We start from the raw sequence: 16864 nt of genomic DNA, 5'->3' as shown, positions 1-16864 counted from the left end.
GTTGGACGTTCCCAGCACACCCACGGGAAGGAAGAGAGGGACGCGGATGCGTCGAGCCCTGGTTGGACTCGTTTTGCTCCTGGCTGGCTGTGCGAGGAATGCCCGTCCCGCGGACGGAGTGGCGGCGGCACCCCAGGCCGAGGAGCCCGAGCTGGTGGCACCGCACTACGAGCACATCTTCATGATGCCCGTGGAGCGCTCCCTGGCCGAGGCCTCGAAGCTGCTCCTGGAGAATGGCTGGGTGCTCAAGCCCATGGAGGACCCGAAGTTCCTGCTGACGGAGTGGAAGTCCGCGCAGATTGGCACCCGGTCCTGGGGCTACATGAGCGATGGCGACCACGTCCGCTACCTGGTGGCGGGTGAGCCCCTCGCCGAGCGGCAGTCCATCGTGCGCATCTTCCTGATGCGGCGGGTGGCCTTCAGCAACGACGCGGAGTTCCGGTACGACGGCAAGACGGGGGAAATCGTCCAGAAGCACCTGGTGATGGAGCAGTTCGAGCAGATGATGCGTGCGAAGGGCGCTCCCGTGACGCTCGCCCAGCGGGAGCGCGACATCGCGCCGTGGGTGGATCTGGACGGCGCCGTCCAGGGCACGCGCGATTTGAAGCTGGAGCGGGACCTCACCCTGCGGCTGGAGTCGCGGCCCTCGCTGGAGACGCTCACGGGCACGCTGCGCCTCACGCGGGATGACTCGTTCGCGAGAGACCCGTCGTTCTACCTGAAGCGCTGGCGGCAGGAGGTGCAGGAGCCCTGCGAGCGGAAGGTCGCCGGATTCCAGCCGCTGCTGCGCCCGGGGCAGCTGGTGCTCATCGGCGAGCAGCTCGGCACGCGCGAGGTTCCGGCCACCGTCGGAGATCTGGCGTGCGAGGCCGCGCAGGCGGGGCTCGGCGTGACGGTGGGGCTCGCCATTCCGGACAAGGAACAGGCGCGCATCGACGCGTACCTGGCGAGCAGGGGCAGCCCCGCGGACCAGGATGCGCTGCTGCACGGGGACTTCTGGCGCAAGCAGCAGCAGGACGGACGCGGCAGCCGCGCGGTGATGGACCTCATCGACCGGGCTCGCGCCCTGCGCGCCGCCGGGCACAAGGTCTCCGTGGTGGCCATCGACACGGATACGAACCACGGGAGCGGGCGTGATGCGCGCATGGCGCGGGCGGTGCTGAACGCGCACAGCGCGCGGCCCAACGACGTGGTGCTGGTGCTCGCGGGCAACGCGCACACGCGGCTGGTGAAGGGGGCTGATTGGAGCAAGGACTTCGTCCCCATGTCGAAGCACCTCGTCGAGTCCGTGCGGGACTTGAAGATTCTGGAGGTGGGCTACGCGCAGGGCCGGCGGTGGGGCTGCGACCTGGAGCCGAACAACGACGTGGTGTGCGACGTCATGGGCATCACCCCGGGCCCGCGCGTCGAGATTCGCCCGGAGACGCCCGTGCGCATCCGGATGCTCGAGGCGCTGGACGACGAGGGGTTCCACGGCTTCCTCGACGTGGGGGCGCCGACTGCCTCGCTGCCCGCGATAGCCCTGCGCGGGCATGAGCCGCCCGAGCCCACGCCGGTGGAGCCCGGTGCTCCGGTGCCGGCGCCCGCGCAGACGGTGAACAGGCCCACGCCCGCGATGCGCGCGCGGCCTGAAGACAAGGCCGCGCCTGCTCAGCCATCCGGGCCCGTGGCTCCTGAAGCTGCTCCCGCGCAGCCTCCGAAGCCGTAGGTCGCTACGGGTAGCAGGCCGCCTGGCGCAGGTTCGTGTCCTCGGGCAGGCCGAGGGCCACGTTGAAGTTCTGCACGGCCTGGCCGGCCATGCCCTTCACGAGGTTGTCGAGCGCGGCCATGACGGCCACCGAGCGGCCCTTGGTGGCGACGGAGATGTCGCAGAAGTTGCTGCCCGCCACCGCGGCGATTCGCGGCGTGCCCTCGACGATGCGGACGAACTTCGAGCCCTCGTAGTAGCGGCGGAACTTGTCCGTCAGCGACTGCGTCACCACCGCGCCGCCGTGCTCCGGCCACTCGAACTGCACGGTGGCGAAGATGCCGCGCACCATGGGCGCCGAGTGCGGCACGAAGGCCAGCCGGTGCCGCTGAGCGCCGTGCGCCACCAGCATGACCTCGACCTCGGCCTCGTGCTGGTGCTCCAGCGGCTTGTACGCGCGGAAGTCGTGCGCGCGCGTCGGGTGGTGCGTGCCCTCGCCCGGCAGAGAGCCCGAGCCGGACGAGCCCGTCACACCCGAGACCGCCAGCAGCCCCAGGCCCGGCGTGGACGCAATCGGCAGCAGCGCGAGCTGCACCGCCGTGGCGAAGCAGCCCGGGTTGGCGATGCGCTTCGCCTTGGCGATGGCGTCGCGCTTCCACTCCGTCAGGCCGTACGTGAAGGTGCCCAGCAGGTCCGGAGCGGGGTGCGGCCGGCCGTAGGCGCCCGCGTAGCGACCCGGGTGGTCCAGTCGGAAGTCGGAGGAGAGGTCGATGAGCAGCACGCGCTCGGCGATGCCGACGTCGGCCCACTTCTTCTCGATGTCGATGAACTGCTTCGCCAGCTCACCGTGGCCCAGCGCGCTGAACACCACCGGCTGCTGCGAGTCCGCCAGCCAGCGCCAGTCCGGCTCCGCCTCGAAGCGGCCCTCGACCAGCCCGCGCAGATGCGGGTGCACCTTGTGGATGGGCTCGCCCGCATGGTGCCGCGACACCACGCGGATGCCGCCCACCGCCGGATGTCCGGCGAGGATGCGCAAGAGCTCGCCACCGCCGAAACCGGAGGCTCCCAGGATGTAGATGTTCGCCCGCGTCATGACTTCCTCCCCGCGCCCAGCTTGGGCGCGAGCTTCTCCAGGAACAGATTGCCCAGCGCAGCCGCATTCGCGCGCGCGTTGCGGGCGGGAATCCCCACCACCTGCTCCACGAAGCGCACGCCCACCGCGTTGTCCGTGGCCGGTCCCGCCACCACGTCCACCTCGATGCCGTACGTCTCACGCAGGTGGCGCACGCCGCCGGAGGCACCCACCGGGTCGTTGGCGCACAGCACCCACGCGCCGGCGAGGCTCTTCAGCTCCGCGTCCGCGAGGATGCCCTGCACGCCGTACTCACCCATGATGCCGTCGCCCGTCTCCGCGACGATGACGTCCACGTTCTCCGCCGCCAGCTCGGAGAAGAGCACCCGCGCCACGCGCGCGCCCGTGCGCGGGCCCGTGCAGACGACGCCCGCGTCCGTGAAGTCCATCACCACGTCCGCGCCGGAGTCCTGCATGCTCAGCGTGTCGCGCATCAGCGAGACACCCGTGAGCTTCGCGCCGCCCACGCGGTAGCCCGCCTGTGCCAGCGCGCGGACGATGACGCTGGCCGCGTACGTCTTGCCCGCGTTCATGCAGGTGCCGACGACGTAGATGACGGGGCACTTCACCGGGGTGGACGTGCCCTTGAGCGCGCCCGAGGTGACGTGCGCCGGCTGCCCGGTGCGTGACATCAGCTCCGGGAACTCCAGCACCTGGCCCAGCACTTCCGCCTCGAAGGGCATGCCCACGCCGGGGTTGTGCGAGGTGCACTTGCCGATGACGCCGCCCATGTTGAGCACGTTCAGCCGGTCGCCCACGGAGACGGACTCGGGCACCACGCCCTCGTAGCCGTGCAGCGCGTTGCGGTGCCCCAGTGCGCCGACGACGATGTCGCCCGCGTGCAGCGTGACGAGGCGCCCGTGCGGGTCCTCGAGCTGGTTGTAGACGCTCTTCTCGCCGTGGATGCGCACGGCGACCACCGCGCCTTCTTCCGCCTTCACCTCCGGAGCCAGGTGCACCGTGCGGCCGAGGCCGAGGTTCCGGGTGACGCTACCCACCTTGTCGACGAAGACCTTCACTTCGAACCTCCTTTGGCCCGGTGAGAGAGCATCTGGGCGACGCCGTACAGCTTGGCGAAACCAGCGGCTTCAGAACCCGTCCACAGCACGTTTGCTTCCCCGTACGTCGCCACCTTCGCGTCCATCAGCGAGTGCGGCGACTTCACGCCCTCCACCACCAGGGTGCGCGGGTGGAGCACCAGCCGCACCTCGCCCGTCACGCGGTCCTGCGAGGAGGTGAGGAACGCCTCCAGGTCCTTCACCAGCGGGTCGAAGAAGTGGCCCTCGTGCAGCAGCGAGCCGTAGAGGTTGCCCATCGACTCCTTCCAGAAGAGCTGCTTGCCGGACAGCACCAGCTTCTCCAGCTCGCGGTGCGCGGTGATGAGCAGGTGCGCCGCCGGCGCCTCGAAGCCCACGCGGCCCTTGATGCCGAGGATGGTGTCACCCAGGTGCACGCCGCGGCCGATGCCGTACGTGCGGCCAATCGCGTTGAGCTGCTCCACCAGCTTCACGGGCGACAGCTTCTCGCCGTCGAGCGCGGACGGGACGCCCTGCTCGAAGGAGATGGTGAGCGTGCGGGGCTTCAGGTCGGTGGGAATCACCCCACCGGGGAAGGCCGCCTCGGGCAGCGCGCTCCACGAGTCCAGCGTCTCCCGGCCGCCCACCGAGGTGCCCCACATGCCCTCGTTGACGGAGTAGGAGCCCAGCTTCGGGGGCATGTGGATGCCGCGCTCGGCGAGGAAGGACAGCTCCTGCTGGCGGCTGAGGCCCAGCGTGCGGATGGGCGTCATCAGCTCCAGCTCCGGAGCGAGCGAGCGGAAGGCCACGTCGAAGCGCACCTGGTCGTTGCCCGCGCCGGTGCTGCCGTGGGCGATGGCCTGCGCGCCCAGCTCGCGCGCCATGCGCACGGCCTCCACGGCCTGGCACGCGCGCTCCGCGGAGACGCTCAGCGGGTAGACCTGGCCGCGCAGCACGTTGCCGGCGATGAGGTAGCGCAGGTAGCCCTGGAACAGGGTGTCGCGCGCGTCCACCGTGTGGTGCGCCACCGCGCCCAGCTTCGCGGACAGCGCCGCGATGTTGGCGAGCTGCTCGGGCGGGAAGCCACCGGTGTCCACGGTGACAGTCGTCACGCTGTAGCCCTGCTCGCGCAGGTAGACGGTGCAGAAAGCGGTATCGAGTCCGCCGGAGAAGGCCAGCACCACGTTCTTCTTGCTCATGTCGTCACTCCTCACGGGGAAGGGATTCACAGCGCCCACACGCGCGCGGTGGCGGAGGCCACGGCGCGGTGGGTGTCGTCGAGCCAGGCGCGCGCGGCGGCCAGCTCTTCACGGGCCTGCGGCAGGCCCAGGTTTCCAGCGCCACCCAGGTGGGTGGCCGTCAGTGCGCCGCGGTCCGGATGGAACGTTCCGTCCGCGATTTCTCGTCCCACCTGCCGGTAGGCGTCGCGGAAGGGCAGCCCCTTCGCCACCAACGCATAGGCGTGGTGGGCCGCGTACAGCGAGTCGTCACTCGCGCGCGCCGCCGCCTCGGCCTTCACCTGCAGCGCGGGCACCAGGCGGGCGAGCACGTCCAGCAGGTCCTTCATGGACGTCAGCGCCGCCAGGGTGGGGGACTTCAGGAGCTGGAAGTCACGGTGGTAGCTGGACGGCAGGCCACCGGCCACCGACTCCACCTGGTGCGCGATTCCACGCAGCTCGCGGCAGCGCCCGCGGGCCAGCTCCACCACGTCCGGGTTCTTCTTCTGCGGCATGATGGACGAGCCCGTCGTGTACGCGTCCGGCAGCGCGAGGAAGCCGAACTCGTCCATGCTGTAGAGCTGCACGTCCCACAGCCACTTCTCCAGCGTGCCCGCCACCGAGCAGGCCCAGCCCAGGACGGCCTGCTCATGCCGGCCGCGGCCGTTCTGCACGTCGATGGGGCTGCGCTGCACCCGGCTGAAGCCGAGCAGCTTCGCCACGTACTCGCGGTCGATGGGCAGCGGCACGCCGAAACCCGCCGCCGCGCCGAGCGGGCAGCGGTCCAACCGGGCCCACACGCCGCGCAGCGCCTCCAGCTCCTCGAGCAGACCTTCCGCGAAGGCCATGCCCCACAGGCCGAAGGTGGACGGCATGGCGCGGCGCAGGTGCGTGTAGCCGGGCAGCGCCACGGACGCGTGCGCCTGCGCGAAGTCCAGGAACGTGCCAGCCAGCTCCACCGTACGCGCGCCGAGGGTCAGCACCTCTTCCCGGAGGAACAGGCGCATGGCGAGCTGCACCTGGTCGTTGCGCGAGCGCGCCAGGTGGATGCGCTTGCCCGGCTCGCCGACGCGCTCCACGAGCGCGGCCTCCAGCGCGGTGTGGCCGTCTTCCTGCTCGGGGCGGATGGTGAACCGGCCGGCGCGTGCCTCGTCGTGCAGCGCCTTCAGCGCCGGCACCAGTGCCTTCGCGTCATCGGCGGACAGCAGGCCCACGTGCGCCAGCATCCGCGCGTGCGCGGCGCTGCCGAGCGCGTCGTGCGGCGCGAGCGAGAGGTCGACCACCGGGTCATTGCCCACGGTGAAGCGGTGGATGACCGCGTCCAGCGCCAGGCCCTTGCCCCACAGGGTGTCAGCCACGGGCCACCTCCTCGAAGTAGCCGCGCACCAGGCGCGTGTAGAAGGCAGCGCCCGCTTCGAGTTCCGCCCGGGTGATGAACTCGTCCGCCTGGTGGCTGCGCAGCGTGTCGCCAGGGCCCACCTTCACCGCCGGGAGGTCTCCCAGGAAGGCCCAGTCGGACGTGGTGCTGGAGCCCGCCGGCTCGTTGCCGGACGCCGCCACCGCCGCGCGGACGATGGGCTGGCTGTCGCTCGTCGCCTTCGGCAGGTAGCGCGCCGAGTGCACCTGCACCTCGCTCTTCAGCGCGGACGCCACCTGCTTCGCCACCGCCGCGTGGTCCATGGACGGCGTGGTGCGCAGGTCCACGAAGAACTCGCACTTGTCCGGCACCTGGTTGCGCGCCAGGCCACCGCTGATTTGCGTCACCTGCGCGCGGGCTTCGCCCAACAGCGGGTGCGAGGGGAAGCGCAGCTCCGCGAGGACGGAGATGTCCACCGCCGCCACGTGGATGGCGTTGAGCGCGGCCGTGCTGTGCGCGTGCGCCACGTGGCCGCTCTTGCCGTGCGCGGTGCAGCGCAACAGCAGCATGCCCCGCTGCGCCGTGACGGGCTTGAGGCTCGTGGGCTCGCCGACAATCGCCGCGTCCAGCGGCCCCAGCTCGGACAGCATCGTTCCCAGTCCCTGGCCTCCCGTCTCTTCCTCGGCGGTGAAGGCGAAGACCACTTCGCCTCCGGTGGGGGCTCCTTCCTTCAACAGGGCGCGGGCGGTGAGGAGCATCCCCGCCACGCAGCCCTTGGCGTCGTTGCTGCCCAGGCCGTAGAGCCGGTCCTCGCGCCACTCGGGCGCGTGCGGCGCGTACGTCCACCCGGCGCACGGCTTCACCGTGTCCAGGTGCGAGTTGACGAGCAGCCGGCGCGGCCCGCTCCCGACGGAGAACCACACGTTGTGGCCCTTCCGCTGGACGCGCGCGCCCCAGCTCTCCGCCCACGCGGACACGGTGTCCGCGATGCGGCTTTCGTCACCCGACACGCTGGGGATGGCCACCAGCGCCTGGAGCAGCTCCGACGCGTTCATCCCACGGCCCCGGCCGGTTTCGGCGCGGACTCGCGCACCACCATGGTGCCGCTGCCCTCGTTGGTGAAGACCTCCTCCAGCAGGGCGTTGGGCAACACGCCGCTGACGAGGTGCACGCTGCCCACGCCGCCCACGAGCGCGTGGCGGATGGCGTGCGCCTTGGGCCGCATGCCGCCGGAGATGGCACCCGTGTTCTCCATGGTGGCCAGGTCCGTCAGGTTGGCGAGCGTGACGAGCGACGTCGGGTCGCTGACGTTCCGGAGCAGGCCCGGCACCTCGACGAGGAAGAAGAGCTTCTCCGCCGACAGCGCCACCGCGAGCGACGCGGCCACGGTGTCCGCGTTGGTGTTGTAGACGGCGCCGTCGGGGCCGCCCGACAGGGGCGCCACCACCGGCACGTAGTCCGCCGCGCGCAGGTGCTCCACCACGCGCGTGTCCACCGACTCGATGTCACCGACGAGGCCGTAGTCGACGAGCCGGCCCTCGGGGGCACCGGGCTCCGTCACCATGACGGGAGGCCGCTTGCGCGCCTTGATGAGGCCCGCGTCCACGCCGCTCAGACCAACAGAGGGCACGCCCGCCGCCTGGAGGTCCGCCAGCAGGTCCGTGTGCAGCTTGCCCGCGAGCACCATCTTCGCCGCGTCCAGCACGGGCGCGGAGGTGACACGGCGGCCCGCCACCTTCTCGATGGGCAGGTGCAGGGCGTCACACAGCGTGTCCAGCTCCGGACCGCCGCCGTGGACGACGATGGGACGGATGGAGAAGGTCCACAGCAGGGCAATCTGCTCGCACGCGGAGCGGCGCAGCTTCGGGTCGCTCAGCATGGCGCCGCCGAGCTTGATGACGAACGTCTTGCGGCGGAACTGCTGCACGTAGCGCGCGGCGTGGCGGAGCGCGGAGTACGGGTCGGGAGACAGGGGCACAGGGCACCTCGGAAAAGGAAGAAAGAGAAGGCGTGCTCGGGCGCGGCTTCTAGCGTGAGTGCGAGCGCATCCAGTGGAGGAGGGCGCGCTGGACGTGGTAGCGGTTGCCCGCCTCGTCCACCACGCGGCTGCTCGGGTGGTCCAGCACCTCGTCGGCCACCTCCACGTTGCGCCGCACGGGCAGGCAGTGGAGGAAGGCCGCGTCCTTCGAGGCGCGGGACATGGTGCGCAGCGTGGGCATCCAGCCGGAGTAGGACGCGAGCAGCGCGGTGACGTCGTTGGGCGAGTACGCCGCCGCGGCGGACGGGCCCCACGACTTGGCGTACACCGCGCGGCTGCCGGCGAGCGCCTCGTCCTGGTCATGCGTGTACGTCACGCTGCCGCCGGTGGCCTTCGCGTAGGCCTCGGCCTCGGCGCGCACGGCGGGGTGCAGCTCGAAGCCGGGAGGATGTGCCACGCGCACCTCGCAGCCGGCGGCCGCCGCGCTGAGGAGGAACGAGTTGGGGACGGCCTTGGGCAGCGGCTTGATGTGCGGCGCCCACGTCAGCGTCACCGGCAGCTTCTTGGTGCTGCCGAACGTCTCGCGCAGGGTGAGCACGTCCGCGAGGCCCTGGCAGGGGTGCTCGCGCGCGGACTCCATGCTGACCACGGGGACGGTGGCCCACTTGCGGAACGCGCCGATGATGGGGTCCACCTCGTCCTCCTCGTCACCGCCACCCTGCGAGAAGGTCCGCACGCCGAGCATGTCCACGAAGCGCGAGAGGACGGGCGCGGCCTCCTTGAGGTGCTCGGCCCGGTCCGCGTTCATCACCGCGCCCTCGCGGTGCTCGAGCTTCCAGACGCCCGCGCCCACGTCGAGGATGATGGCGTTGCCACCGCCGCGCAGCATGACGGCCTCGAACGAGGTGCGCGTGCGCAGGGACGGGTTGAAGAACACCATGCCCAGGATGGTGCCGGGGAACAGCGGCTGGCTGGGACCCTTGAGCTTCCACGCGGCCGCCTGCGCGAGCACCGCCTCGACGCCCTCGGGCCCGAGGTCCTGGATGTGGGTGACGTGCTTCATGGGCCTGTGCTCCAACCGGCTGCTGGCCGGATGCATGGGTGGGTGAATATGCACGAAAATGCGTGCATCCTCTACAAGAGGCGCGGATAATATGCAAGAAGACGCAGCGCGCAAGCCTCTTGTTCCCAGAATCTTCATGCAGGTCCTTGCATGAATATTCACGCAAATGCATGGTGGGTGAATGAACCTGGACGAGACCATCCTGAGGCTCATCTCCGAGCGGGAGATCAGTGATCAGGCGGTGTTACAGGAGCTCTTGGAGGCGCAAGGCGAGGCGCCGAGCCAGTCCACGCTGTCGCGGCGGCTGAAGAAGCTGGGCGTGCAGAAGGTGGCGGGGCGCTATCAGCGCGTGGAGACGCCGCCGGCGGTGGCGCCCGTGCGGCCGTGGCTGCGGATCACGGAAGCGCCGCCGAACCTGCTCGTGCTGAAGACGGCGCCCGGCTACGCGCAGGTGTTCGCGCTGGCGCTGGACCGTGAGCCGGACGTGCCCGGGCTCGCCGGCACGGTGGCGGGGGACGACACCATCTTCGTCGCGGTGACGGACCCGTCGCGGCTGCGCGAGGTGCGCGAGGTGGTGGAGGAGTTGATGTCGCGCGGGACGTGACGGACGGGCTCACGTCATTTCCGGATGAGGAACTTTCCCGCCGCGCCTCGTTGGGAGGACAGGCCCATTTGCCGGGCCCTTTCCTCCTGACAGGGGCTGAACCATGGCGTGGTCGAAGAAGTTCGCGGTGACGGCTGGCATCTTCCTCGCGCCGCTGTGCGCGGGGGCTCAGGTGTCGGACACGCAGGACGACGTGTCCGAAGGCGAGGCGGCGCGCATCATCTCCGGCGCCACGGGCATCCCGCTGGCCGACGTGCAGATTCTCCAGCAGCAGGCGGTGACGCTGCCGAACCTGGGCACCTCGGTGGAGGTGTTCAAGGTGCGCAATGGACGCACGGATGAATCCGTGCGCCTGGCCCTGCAGGGCAGCGCGGTGGTGGACTACGAGAAGCTGCTGCAGGAGGAGGAGGGCCGCCGCAAGGCGCGCTACGGCAGCATGCAGCTGGCGCTCCACCGCCGCGTCACCAGCGACACGCAGACGCCGGTGGCGGTGCTCATCAAGATGAACGTCTCGGAGCCCGTGCTGGACAAGGGGCAGCTCACCCCGGGCCGCGAGCTGGAGGAGGCCTCCACGCAGGCGGCGGCCATCGACTCCCGAGTGGAGGACGAGTCGTATGCGCTGCTGCAGGCGGCGCTGAAGGACTTGGGCGTGGGGCTCACCTACCGGCCGCCGCAGACGGGCCCCTTCCTCCAGGTGACGCTGGCGCCGTCGGTGCTGCAGCGGCTGTCACAGGACGGGCGCGTGGGCTTCATCGGCCTCAACGAGGGCCGGGACGTGCTCGACTACCCCACGATTGAGCAGTCCCTGCCCACGACGCGGACGGACGAGGCGCATGCCGCCGGAGCGAAGGGGGCCGGGGTGCGCATCGCCATCCTGGAGGGCGGCACCCTGAACGTGCCCGCCGCGTGCTTCAACATCGCCGCCACGCAGGACGCGACGGCAACGGCCAATGACCACATGACGAAGAGCGCCGGCATCATCGGCAACCGGTACACCGCCACCGGAGCGTGCAATGGGCGCTGGCAGGGGTACGCGCCGGAGGCCTCCGTGCTGCTGGCGAACAAGGGCGGCAACTGCTCCGGGTATGCGGACCGGTACAAGTGGGCGAAGGGGCAGGGCGTCAACGTCATCACCATGAGCTGGCACTGCGGGGACGAGGAGACGGACGGTGACCTGCACGCGCGCGACGTCTTCTTCGACTACGCGGTGGCCCGCTACCCGTGGCCCACCGTCTTCACCTCCGCGGGCAACCAGTCCGCGAGCGGGGCGTACGCGTCCGGGAAGGGCTTCAACTTCTTCGGCGTGGGCAACGTCGCCAATGACGGGGATGGCAACCGCTGCGACGACGTGATGACGGAGTCGAGCACCTGGAAGGACCCCATCAGCATCCATGGCGACCGCGAGGTGCCGGCCATCGCCTCGCCGGGCAGCAGGCACGACCTGCTGGGCTCGGACTTCGGAGGCACGAGCGCCGCCACGCCGGTGACGGCCTCCATCGCCACGGTGCTGATGAGCGCGAAGCCGTCCCTGCGCGTGTGGCCGGAGGCGGTGCGCGCCATCATGCTGGCCACCGCGAACTACCAGAACGCCGACGGGGCCAACTGGTCCAAGTGGAGCGATGGCAAGGACGGCACCGGCATGACGAACACGCGGTACGCGCGCTGGGCCGCGCTCCGCCGCGAGACGACGTCCACGCCGCAGTTCCGCGCGCACGACTACGGCAGCCTGACGGCGTCCAGCTTCAAGGCCGGCTATCTCACGAAGACGTGGAAGGCCCAGGTCTCCACCCTCAATGCACGCGTCCGTGTCGCGCTGACGTGGAACAGCAAGACGGGCTCCACGTCGGGCACGCCGTCGAGCAGCCAGCTGGACGCGGACCTGGACCTGCACGTGTACGACGCCGATGGGAACCTGGTGGCTGTCTCCACCACGTGGGACAGCAGCCATGAGTTCGTGGAGTTCACGCCGAAGAAGGTGGGCGCGTACACCATCAAGGTCCGTGGCTACAGCGTCCCCGCGGACTTCTTCAGCTACTACGGTGTGGCGTGGACCACGCACTACGACCTCTGTGGCGGGTAGCCGCGGAGTGAGGTGAAGAATGCCGGGGGCATGTTCTTCCCGAGGGAAGGGCGTGCCCCCGGTTGTGTCTTCCGCGCACCTGGCGACAGTCGGGTTTCGTGGAGGCCTTGCGCTCGGCCTCTTTCGGGGACAACCTGTAAGGGAGGGCGGCGAGTTGCCGCCCCTGGACGTCAGACCCCGGTGCTATCTCCGCGTGCATGGAAATGGAGACGGGCGTTGGGGAACATGGGCGGGGCATGGAACGGAAACGGGCGACCTACGCGGACCTGGAGGCGCTTCCCGACAATCTCGTCGGGGAGATCATCGAAGGGGTGCTGTACGCGAGTCCCCGTCCGGCGGGGCCGCATGGCGTGGCGGGCTTTCGGCTGTGCACTCAACTGGGAGGTCCGTTCGACAGGGGAAGCGGCGGACCCGGAGGCTGGGTCCTGCTCTACGAACCCGAGCTCCACCTGGGCGAGGACGTCCTCGTCCCTGATGTCGTGGGCTGGCGTCGCGAGCGGATGCCCAGGCCCACGAGCCATGTGTTCTACACCGTCGCGCCAGACTGGCTCTGCGAGGTGCTGTCCCCGTCTACGAGGAGCTTGGACCGGAAGGAGAAGCTTCCCATCTACGCGCGCGAGGGCGTGCAGTACGTATGGCTGCTCGACCCCAAGCCGCGCATGCTGGAGGTGTTCCGGCTGGGAGCTTCGGGCTACGAACTGCTTGCCACGTATGAAGGGAGCGGCCCGGTCCGGGCAGCGCCCTTCGAATCTTTCGAGCTGGACCTCGCCTACCTCTGGGACGAGCGTTAGTCACGGCCCCGGTTACAAGCCGGTTACACCCCGCGCGGTCCTCCATTCGTATTGTCCTCCGCGTGCCTGGCAAGGCACCGCCATACGAAAGGACGCACGATGAAACCGGTGCTCAAGCTTCCCGTCATCCTTGGCTCCGCCGCGGTGCTCGCGGTCTCCGCCCTCCTGCTGGGCACGCCGGCCCCCGGCACTCCTCCCGCGCGCCCCGTGGCGGTCAACACCGTGCCTGGGACGCCGTACGTCAAGCCGCCGCGCGCCGTGCCCGCGCCGAAGCCGGACGTGGCGCCCGTCGCTGCCGCGGAGAAGGGCCAGCCCGTCATCCAGATTGCCGTGCTGCTCGACACCAGCGGCAGCATGGACGGCCTGCTCGACCAGGCCCGCACGCAGCTGTGGAACATCGTCAACCGCTTCTCCCACGCGAAGCGCAACGGCGTGGCCCCGCAGCTCCAGCTCGCGCTCTACGCGTACGGCAACACGGACCCCGGGGCCAACCGGGATGAAATCCGCCAGATTGTTCCCTTCACCACCGACCTGGACCTCATCTCCGAGCACCTCTTCTCGCTGCGCACCTCCGGAGGCTCCGAGCACTGCGGCGAGGTCATCCGCGATGCCACCACGCAGCTCGCCTGGAGCAGGGACCCCGATGCCATGCGCCTCATCTTCATCGCCGGCAACGAGCCCTTCACCCAGGGGCCCGTGGACTTCCATGACGCCGTGAAGGCGGCCCGCGAGCGCGGCATCACCGTGAACACCATCCACTGCGGCGGCTACGAGGAGGGCATCTCCGGGAACTGGAAGGACGCGGCGGTGCTCGCCGACGGCAGCTACCTCAACATCGACCAGAACCAGCGGGTGGTGGAGATCGCCGCGCCGCAGGACTCGGAGATTGCGCGGCTGGGCGCGGAGCTGAACAAGACGTACGTGGCCTATGGCGCCACCGGCCAGCAGGCCCAGATGCGCCAGGCGGCGCAGGACAGCAACTCGCTGGGGGTGTCCCTCTCCAACATGGTGTCGCGCTCCGTCGCCAAGTCGTCGGGCAACTACTCCAACGAGAGCTGGGACCTGGTGGACGCGGTGAAGAAGAACCAGGTGGACGTGTCCAGCGTCCGCGACGAGGACCTGCCCGAGCCCATGCGTGGCCTGGACGCCGCCGGCCGCAAGGCGTGGCTCGAGGCGCGCGAGAAGGAGCGCAACGACATCCAGCAGCGCATCCAGACGCTCAACTCGGAGCGCCAGAAGTTCCTCGCCGAGGCGCGCAAGCAGCAGGCCCAGCAGGGGGAGGGCACGCTGGATGGCGCCATCGGCCAGGTCGTCCAGCGCGAGGCGAAGAAGCGCCAGCTCACCCTGGAGTAGAGTGTCGCCATGGCCGCGCGCCGAGTGCTCGTCGTTGAGGATGACCCCGCCATCCGGCGCGGAATCGTGGATGCCCTGCGCTTCGAGGGCTATGAGGTCCTCGAAGCGGGAGTCCGCGCGGAGGGACAGCGGCTGGCCGAGCACACCCCGGTGGACCTCGTGCTGCTGGACCTCGTCCTCCCCGATGGAGATGGGCTGGACCTCCTCCGCGCGGTGCGCAAGAGCCGGCCCACGCTGCCGGTCATCATCCTCACCGCGCGGGGCCAGGAGGAGGACCGCGTCAACGGCCTGAAGCTGGGCGCGGACGACTACGTGGTGAAGCCCTTCTCCGTGCGCGAGCTGCTGGCTCGCGCGGGGGCGGTGCTCCGGCGCTCGGCGGAGCGGCCCGCGGGCGTGGTGCGCATCGACTTCCCGGGCGGGTACTTCGAGGTGGAGCGGCGCGAGCTGAGCTTCACCGATGGCTCTCGGGTGGACCTCTCCGAGCGAGAGGCGGATGCGCTGCGCTACCTCGGAGACAACGCCGGGCGCGCCATCTCTCGCGAGGAACTGTTGGAGCGCGTGTGGCACCTGCCCGCGCGCGGCGTGCAGACGCGCACGGTGGACATGACGATGGCGCGCCTGCGGGAGAAGCTGCGCGACGACTCGGAGGAGCCGCGCGTCATCCTCACCGTGAGGGGCAAGGGGTACATGTTCGCCGCTCGGGGTGGCACGTCGTGATTCGCTCCTGGAATGGCGGGATGGCGGTGCGAGGGGCGCATGCTCACCGGGGAGGCAACGCGTCGTGATTCGCTCCTGGCGCATCTGGATTGCGGTGAGCGCGTGCCTGTGCCTCGCGCTGGCGGGCGTGGTGTGGCTGTCCGCCTTCGCGCTCCGGCTGGACCGCGCGGACCGGCAGGCCCGGGAGAGCGCCGCGCGCGAGGAGAACGCGCGACTGGCGTTGTGGCGCCTGGACTCGGACCTGCTGCCGATTGTCGCGCGCGAGAGCGCGGTGTCAGCCGAGGCCTACGGGCCCGTGTCGCCCGCCAGGGGCGTGCTCGACGCGAGCCTGCGCCCCATGTCCGAGGGCACCGCCTTCCTCTCGTCTCCGTTGCTGGCCCGGCTGCCGGAGCACGTGCTGCTCCACTTCCAGCTCGCCCCGAATGGCACGGTGTCCTCGCCCCAGGTGGTGGCGCCCGCGCTGCGCGAGTCGGTGGGCGCGGCGCTGCCCCCTTCCGAAGTGGCGGTGCTGGAGGGCCGCCTGCGAGAGCTCACCACGCTGCTGCGGAAGGCGGACCTGCGGCGGGCCCTCGCGGAGCCTCCGCTCCAGACCCGGCGCGCGGAGGTGCGGAACGAGGCCGCGAAGACCCTCGATGACATCTCCCAGGTGGCGAAGAACGTGAGCGAGTACAGCGCCCGCTCTCGCAGCGCCAGCCAGGCGTTCCGCCAGAGCCAGAACGCCATCTCCCTCGACGAGCCCACCCAGGCCGCGCCGCTCTCCGAGGACGACGCGGTGATGCGCGCCGTCTGGGTGGGGGACACGCTGCTCCTGGGCCGGCGCGTCCGCCTGGAGGGCCGCGAGTACGTGCAGGGTTGCTGGCTGGACTGGCCCGGGCTGCGCACGTGGCTGCTCGGGCAGGTGCGCGACCTGCTCCCCTCCGCGGCGCTGGAGCCCGTGCATGGCCGCGAGGCACAGGGCGACGGCCGGATGCTCGCGGCGCTCCCGGTGCGGTTGGTGCCGGGGTCATTGCCCGACGGCAGGTTCTCCTCGGGGACGCTCTCCACGCTGCCCGCGGTGTTGACGGTGGCGTGGAGCGGCGTGCTGCTGGCGGGTGTGGCGGTGGTGGCGCTGCTGGTGGGCGTGGTGGCGCTCAGCGAGCGGCGGGGCGCCTTCGTCTCCGCGGTGACGCACGAGCTGCGCACGCCGCTGACCACCTTCCGCATGTACACGGAGATGCTGTCCGAGGGCATGGTGCCGGACGAGGGCCGCCGGAAGGAGTACTTCGACATCCTCCACCGCGAGGCGGAGCGGCTGAGCCACCTCGTGGAGAACGTGCTCGCCTACGCGCGAATCGAGCGGGGCCGTGCCCCGGCGCGCCTGGAGCGCGTCCCCGTCCACGCCATGCTCGAGCGGATGGAGGAGCGGCTGGCCCAGCGCGCGGCGCAGGCGGGGATGGAGCTCTGCGTGGACGTGCCTGAAGACGTGGCCGTGCTGACGGACCCGTCCGCCGTGGAGCAGGTGCTCTTCAACCTCGTGGACAACGCGTCCAAGTACGCGTCCCCGGCGGAGGACCGGCGCATCCACGTGGAATGCGAGCAGCGGCGGGGCAAGGTGGGGCTGGTGGTGAGGGACCACGGCCCCGGCGTGGACGCCGCGACGGCGCGGCGGCTCTTCGAGCCCTTCTCCAAGTCCGTGCAGACGGCGGCGAAGACGGCGCCCGGCGTGGGACTCGGCCTGGCGCTATGCCGGCGGTTGGCGCGCAGCATGCGCGCGGACCTTCGATACACGCGCGAGCCCAAAGGCGGAGCGCGCTTCGTGCTGTGGCTGCCGTCCGCGTGAGCCCCCGGGCACTGTCTCCCGGGGGCCCGAAGTCAGACGTCAGCGGCGGG

The 16864-nt window shown here is 70.5% G+C and carries 14 protein-coding genes; 7 read left to right on the top strand and 7 right to left on the bottom strand.

Annotation, left to right across the window (positions count from 1 at the left end):
* Window positions 1–118 precede the first annotated feature (118 nt).
* A complete protein-coding gene (locus ACVTJA_RS36895) occupies window positions 119–1708 on the top strand; it encodes a hypothetical protein (RefSeq protein ID WP_465827075.1) in 1590 nt (529 codons plus the stop codon).
* Between the two features lie 4 nt (window positions 1709–1712).
* On the opposite strand, the gene argC is transcribed toward ACVTJA_RS36895, so the two are convergent.
* From argC to ACVTJA_RS36860, 7 genes are read right to left on the bottom strand one after another with little or no spacing between them, the layout of a single operon-like run.
* Window positions 1713–2780 carry an N-acetyl-gamma-glutamyl-phosphate reductase gene (gene argC, locus ACVTJA_RS36890; RefSeq protein ID WP_465827072.1) on the bottom strand — a complete coding sequence of 356 codons (1068 nt, stop codon included), beginning with the start codon at window positions 2778–2780 and terminating at the stop codon, window positions 1713–1715.
* Complete coding sequence (locus ACVTJA_RS36885) at window positions 2777–3838, bottom strand: hypothetical protein (RefSeq protein ID WP_465827069.1); 1062 nt, start codon at window positions 3836–3838, stop codon at window positions 2777–2779. Before ACVTJA_RS36885 ends, argC begins: the two co-directional genes overlap by 4 nt.
* Window positions 3835–5034 (bottom strand): argininosuccinate synthase, encoded by a 1200-nt coding sequence (gene argG / locus ACVTJA_RS36880; RefSeq protein ID WP_465827066.1) that lies wholly within the window; start codon window positions 5032–5034, stop codon window positions 3835–3837. Before argG ends, ACVTJA_RS36885 begins: the two co-directional genes overlap by 4 nt.
* Before the next feature lie 26 nt (window positions 5035–5060).
* On the bottom strand, window positions 5061–6410 hold the full coding sequence (gene argH / locus ACVTJA_RS36875) for an argininosuccinate lyase (RefSeq protein WP_465827063.1): 1350 nt from the start codon (window positions 6408–6410) through the stop codon (window positions 5061–5063).
* Complete coding sequence (locus ACVTJA_RS36870) at window positions 6403–7464, bottom strand: M20/M25/M40 family metallo-hydrolase (protein WP_465827061.1); 1062 nt, start codon at window positions 7462–7464, stop codon at window positions 6403–6405. The genes argH and ACVTJA_RS36870 overlap by 8 nt, the downstream gene beginning before the upstream one ends.
* A complete protein-coding gene (gene argB, locus ACVTJA_RS36865) occupies window positions 7461–8387 on the bottom strand; it encodes an acetylglutamate kinase (protein WP_465827060.1) in 927 nt (308 codons plus the stop codon). Before argB ends, ACVTJA_RS36870 begins: the two co-directional genes overlap by 4 nt.
* Window positions 8388–8436: 49 nt before the next feature.
* Window positions 8437–9450 carry an N-acetylornithine carbamoyltransferase gene (locus tag ACVTJA_RS36860; RefSeq protein WP_465827057.1) on the bottom strand — a complete coding sequence of 338 codons (1014 nt, stop codon included), beginning with the start codon at window positions 9448–9450 and terminating at the stop codon, window positions 8437–8439.
* Between the two features lie 181 nt (window positions 9451–9631).
* Between ACVTJA_RS36860 and ACVTJA_RS36855 the strand changes: the two genes are divergently transcribed.
* From ACVTJA_RS36855 to ACVTJA_RS36830, 6 genes are all read left to right on the top strand, one after another.
* Complete coding sequence (locus ACVTJA_RS36855; RefSeq protein ID WP_465827055.1) at window positions 9632–10054, top strand: arginine repressor; 423 nt, start codon at window positions 9632–9634, stop codon at window positions 10052–10054.
* A 103-nt stretch (window positions 10055–10157) separates the two neighbouring features.
* Complete coding sequence (locus tag ACVTJA_RS36850; protein WP_465827054.1) at window positions 10158–12134, top strand: S8/S53 family peptidase; 1977 nt, start codon at window positions 10158–10160, stop codon at window positions 12132–12134.
* Window positions 12135–12370: 236 nt separating this feature from the next.
* Entirely contained in the window at window positions 12371–12925 is a 555-nt protein-coding gene (locus ACVTJA_RS36845; RefSeq protein ID WP_465827051.1) for a Uma2 family endonuclease, read from the top strand.
* 99 nt (window positions 12926–13024) lie between these two features.
* Window positions 13025–14278: a vWA domain-containing protein gene (locus tag ACVTJA_RS36840; RefSeq protein WP_465827048.1), complete on the top strand. Its 1254-nt coding sequence runs from the start codon at window positions 13025–13027 to the stop codon at window positions 14276–14278.
* A 9-nt stretch (window positions 14279–14287) separates the two neighbouring features.
* The gene (locus ACVTJA_RS36835; protein ID WP_465827046.1) at window positions 14288–14995 is read left to right on the top strand and encodes a response regulator transcription factor; all 708 of its coding nucleotides are present in this window, start codon (window positions 14288–14290) and stop codon (window positions 14993–14995) included.
* A 64-nt stretch (window positions 14996–15059) separates the two neighbouring features.
* Window positions 15060–16814 carry a sensor histidine kinase gene (locus tag ACVTJA_RS36830; protein WP_465827043.1) on the top strand — a complete coding sequence of 585 codons (1755 nt, stop codon included), beginning with the start codon at window positions 15060–15062 and terminating at the stop codon, window positions 16812–16814.
* The last annotated feature ends 50 nt before the right edge of the window (window positions 16815–16864 follow it).

This window comes from Pyxidicoccus sp. M6, assembly GCF_055568925.1.
Note: the sequence above shows the minus strand (reverse complement) of the source record. Positions and strands in the feature narration are given on the sequence as shown.

What these genes read in the sequence shown, in the direction of transcription:
- ACVTJA_RS36860 (WP_465827057.1), bottom strand. Translation starts at nt 9,450, where the DNA reads ATGAAGCACGTCACCCACATCCAGGACCTCGGGCCCGAGGGCGTCGAG.
- ACVTJA_RS36850 (WP_465827054.1), top strand. Translation starts at nt 10,158, where the DNA reads ATGGCGTGGTCGAAGAAGTTCGCGGTGACGGCTGGCATCTTCCTCGCG.
- ACVTJA_RS36835 (WP_465827046.1), top strand. Translation starts at nt 14,288, where the DNA reads ATGGCCGCGCGCCGAGTGCTCGTCGTTGAGGATGACCCCGCCATCCGG.
- ACVTJA_RS36840 (WP_465827048.1), top strand. Translation starts at nt 13,025, where the DNA reads ATGAAACCGGTGCTCAAGCTTCCCGTCATCCTTGGCTCCGCCGCGGTG.
- ACVTJA_RS36855 (WP_465827055.1), top strand. Translation starts at nt 9,632, where the DNA reads ATGAACCTGGACGAGACCATCCTGAGGCTCATCTCCGAGCGGGAGATC.
- ACVTJA_RS36870 (WP_465827061.1), bottom strand. Translation starts at nt 7,464, where the DNA reads ATGAACGCGTCGGAGCTGCTCCAGGCGCTGGTGGCCATCCCCAGCGTG.
- ACVTJA_RS36845 (WP_465827051.1), top strand. Translation starts at nt 12,371, where the DNA reads ATGGAACGGAAACGGGCGACCTACGCGGACCTGGAGGCGCTTCCCGAC.
- argG (WP_465827066.1), bottom strand. Translation starts at nt 5,034, where the DNA reads ATGAGCAAGAAGAACGTGGTGCTGGCCTTCTCCGGCGGACTCGATACC.
- argC (WP_465827072.1), bottom strand. Translation starts at nt 2,780, where the DNA reads ATGACGCGGGCGAACATCTACATCCTGGGAGCCTCCGGTTTCGGCGGT.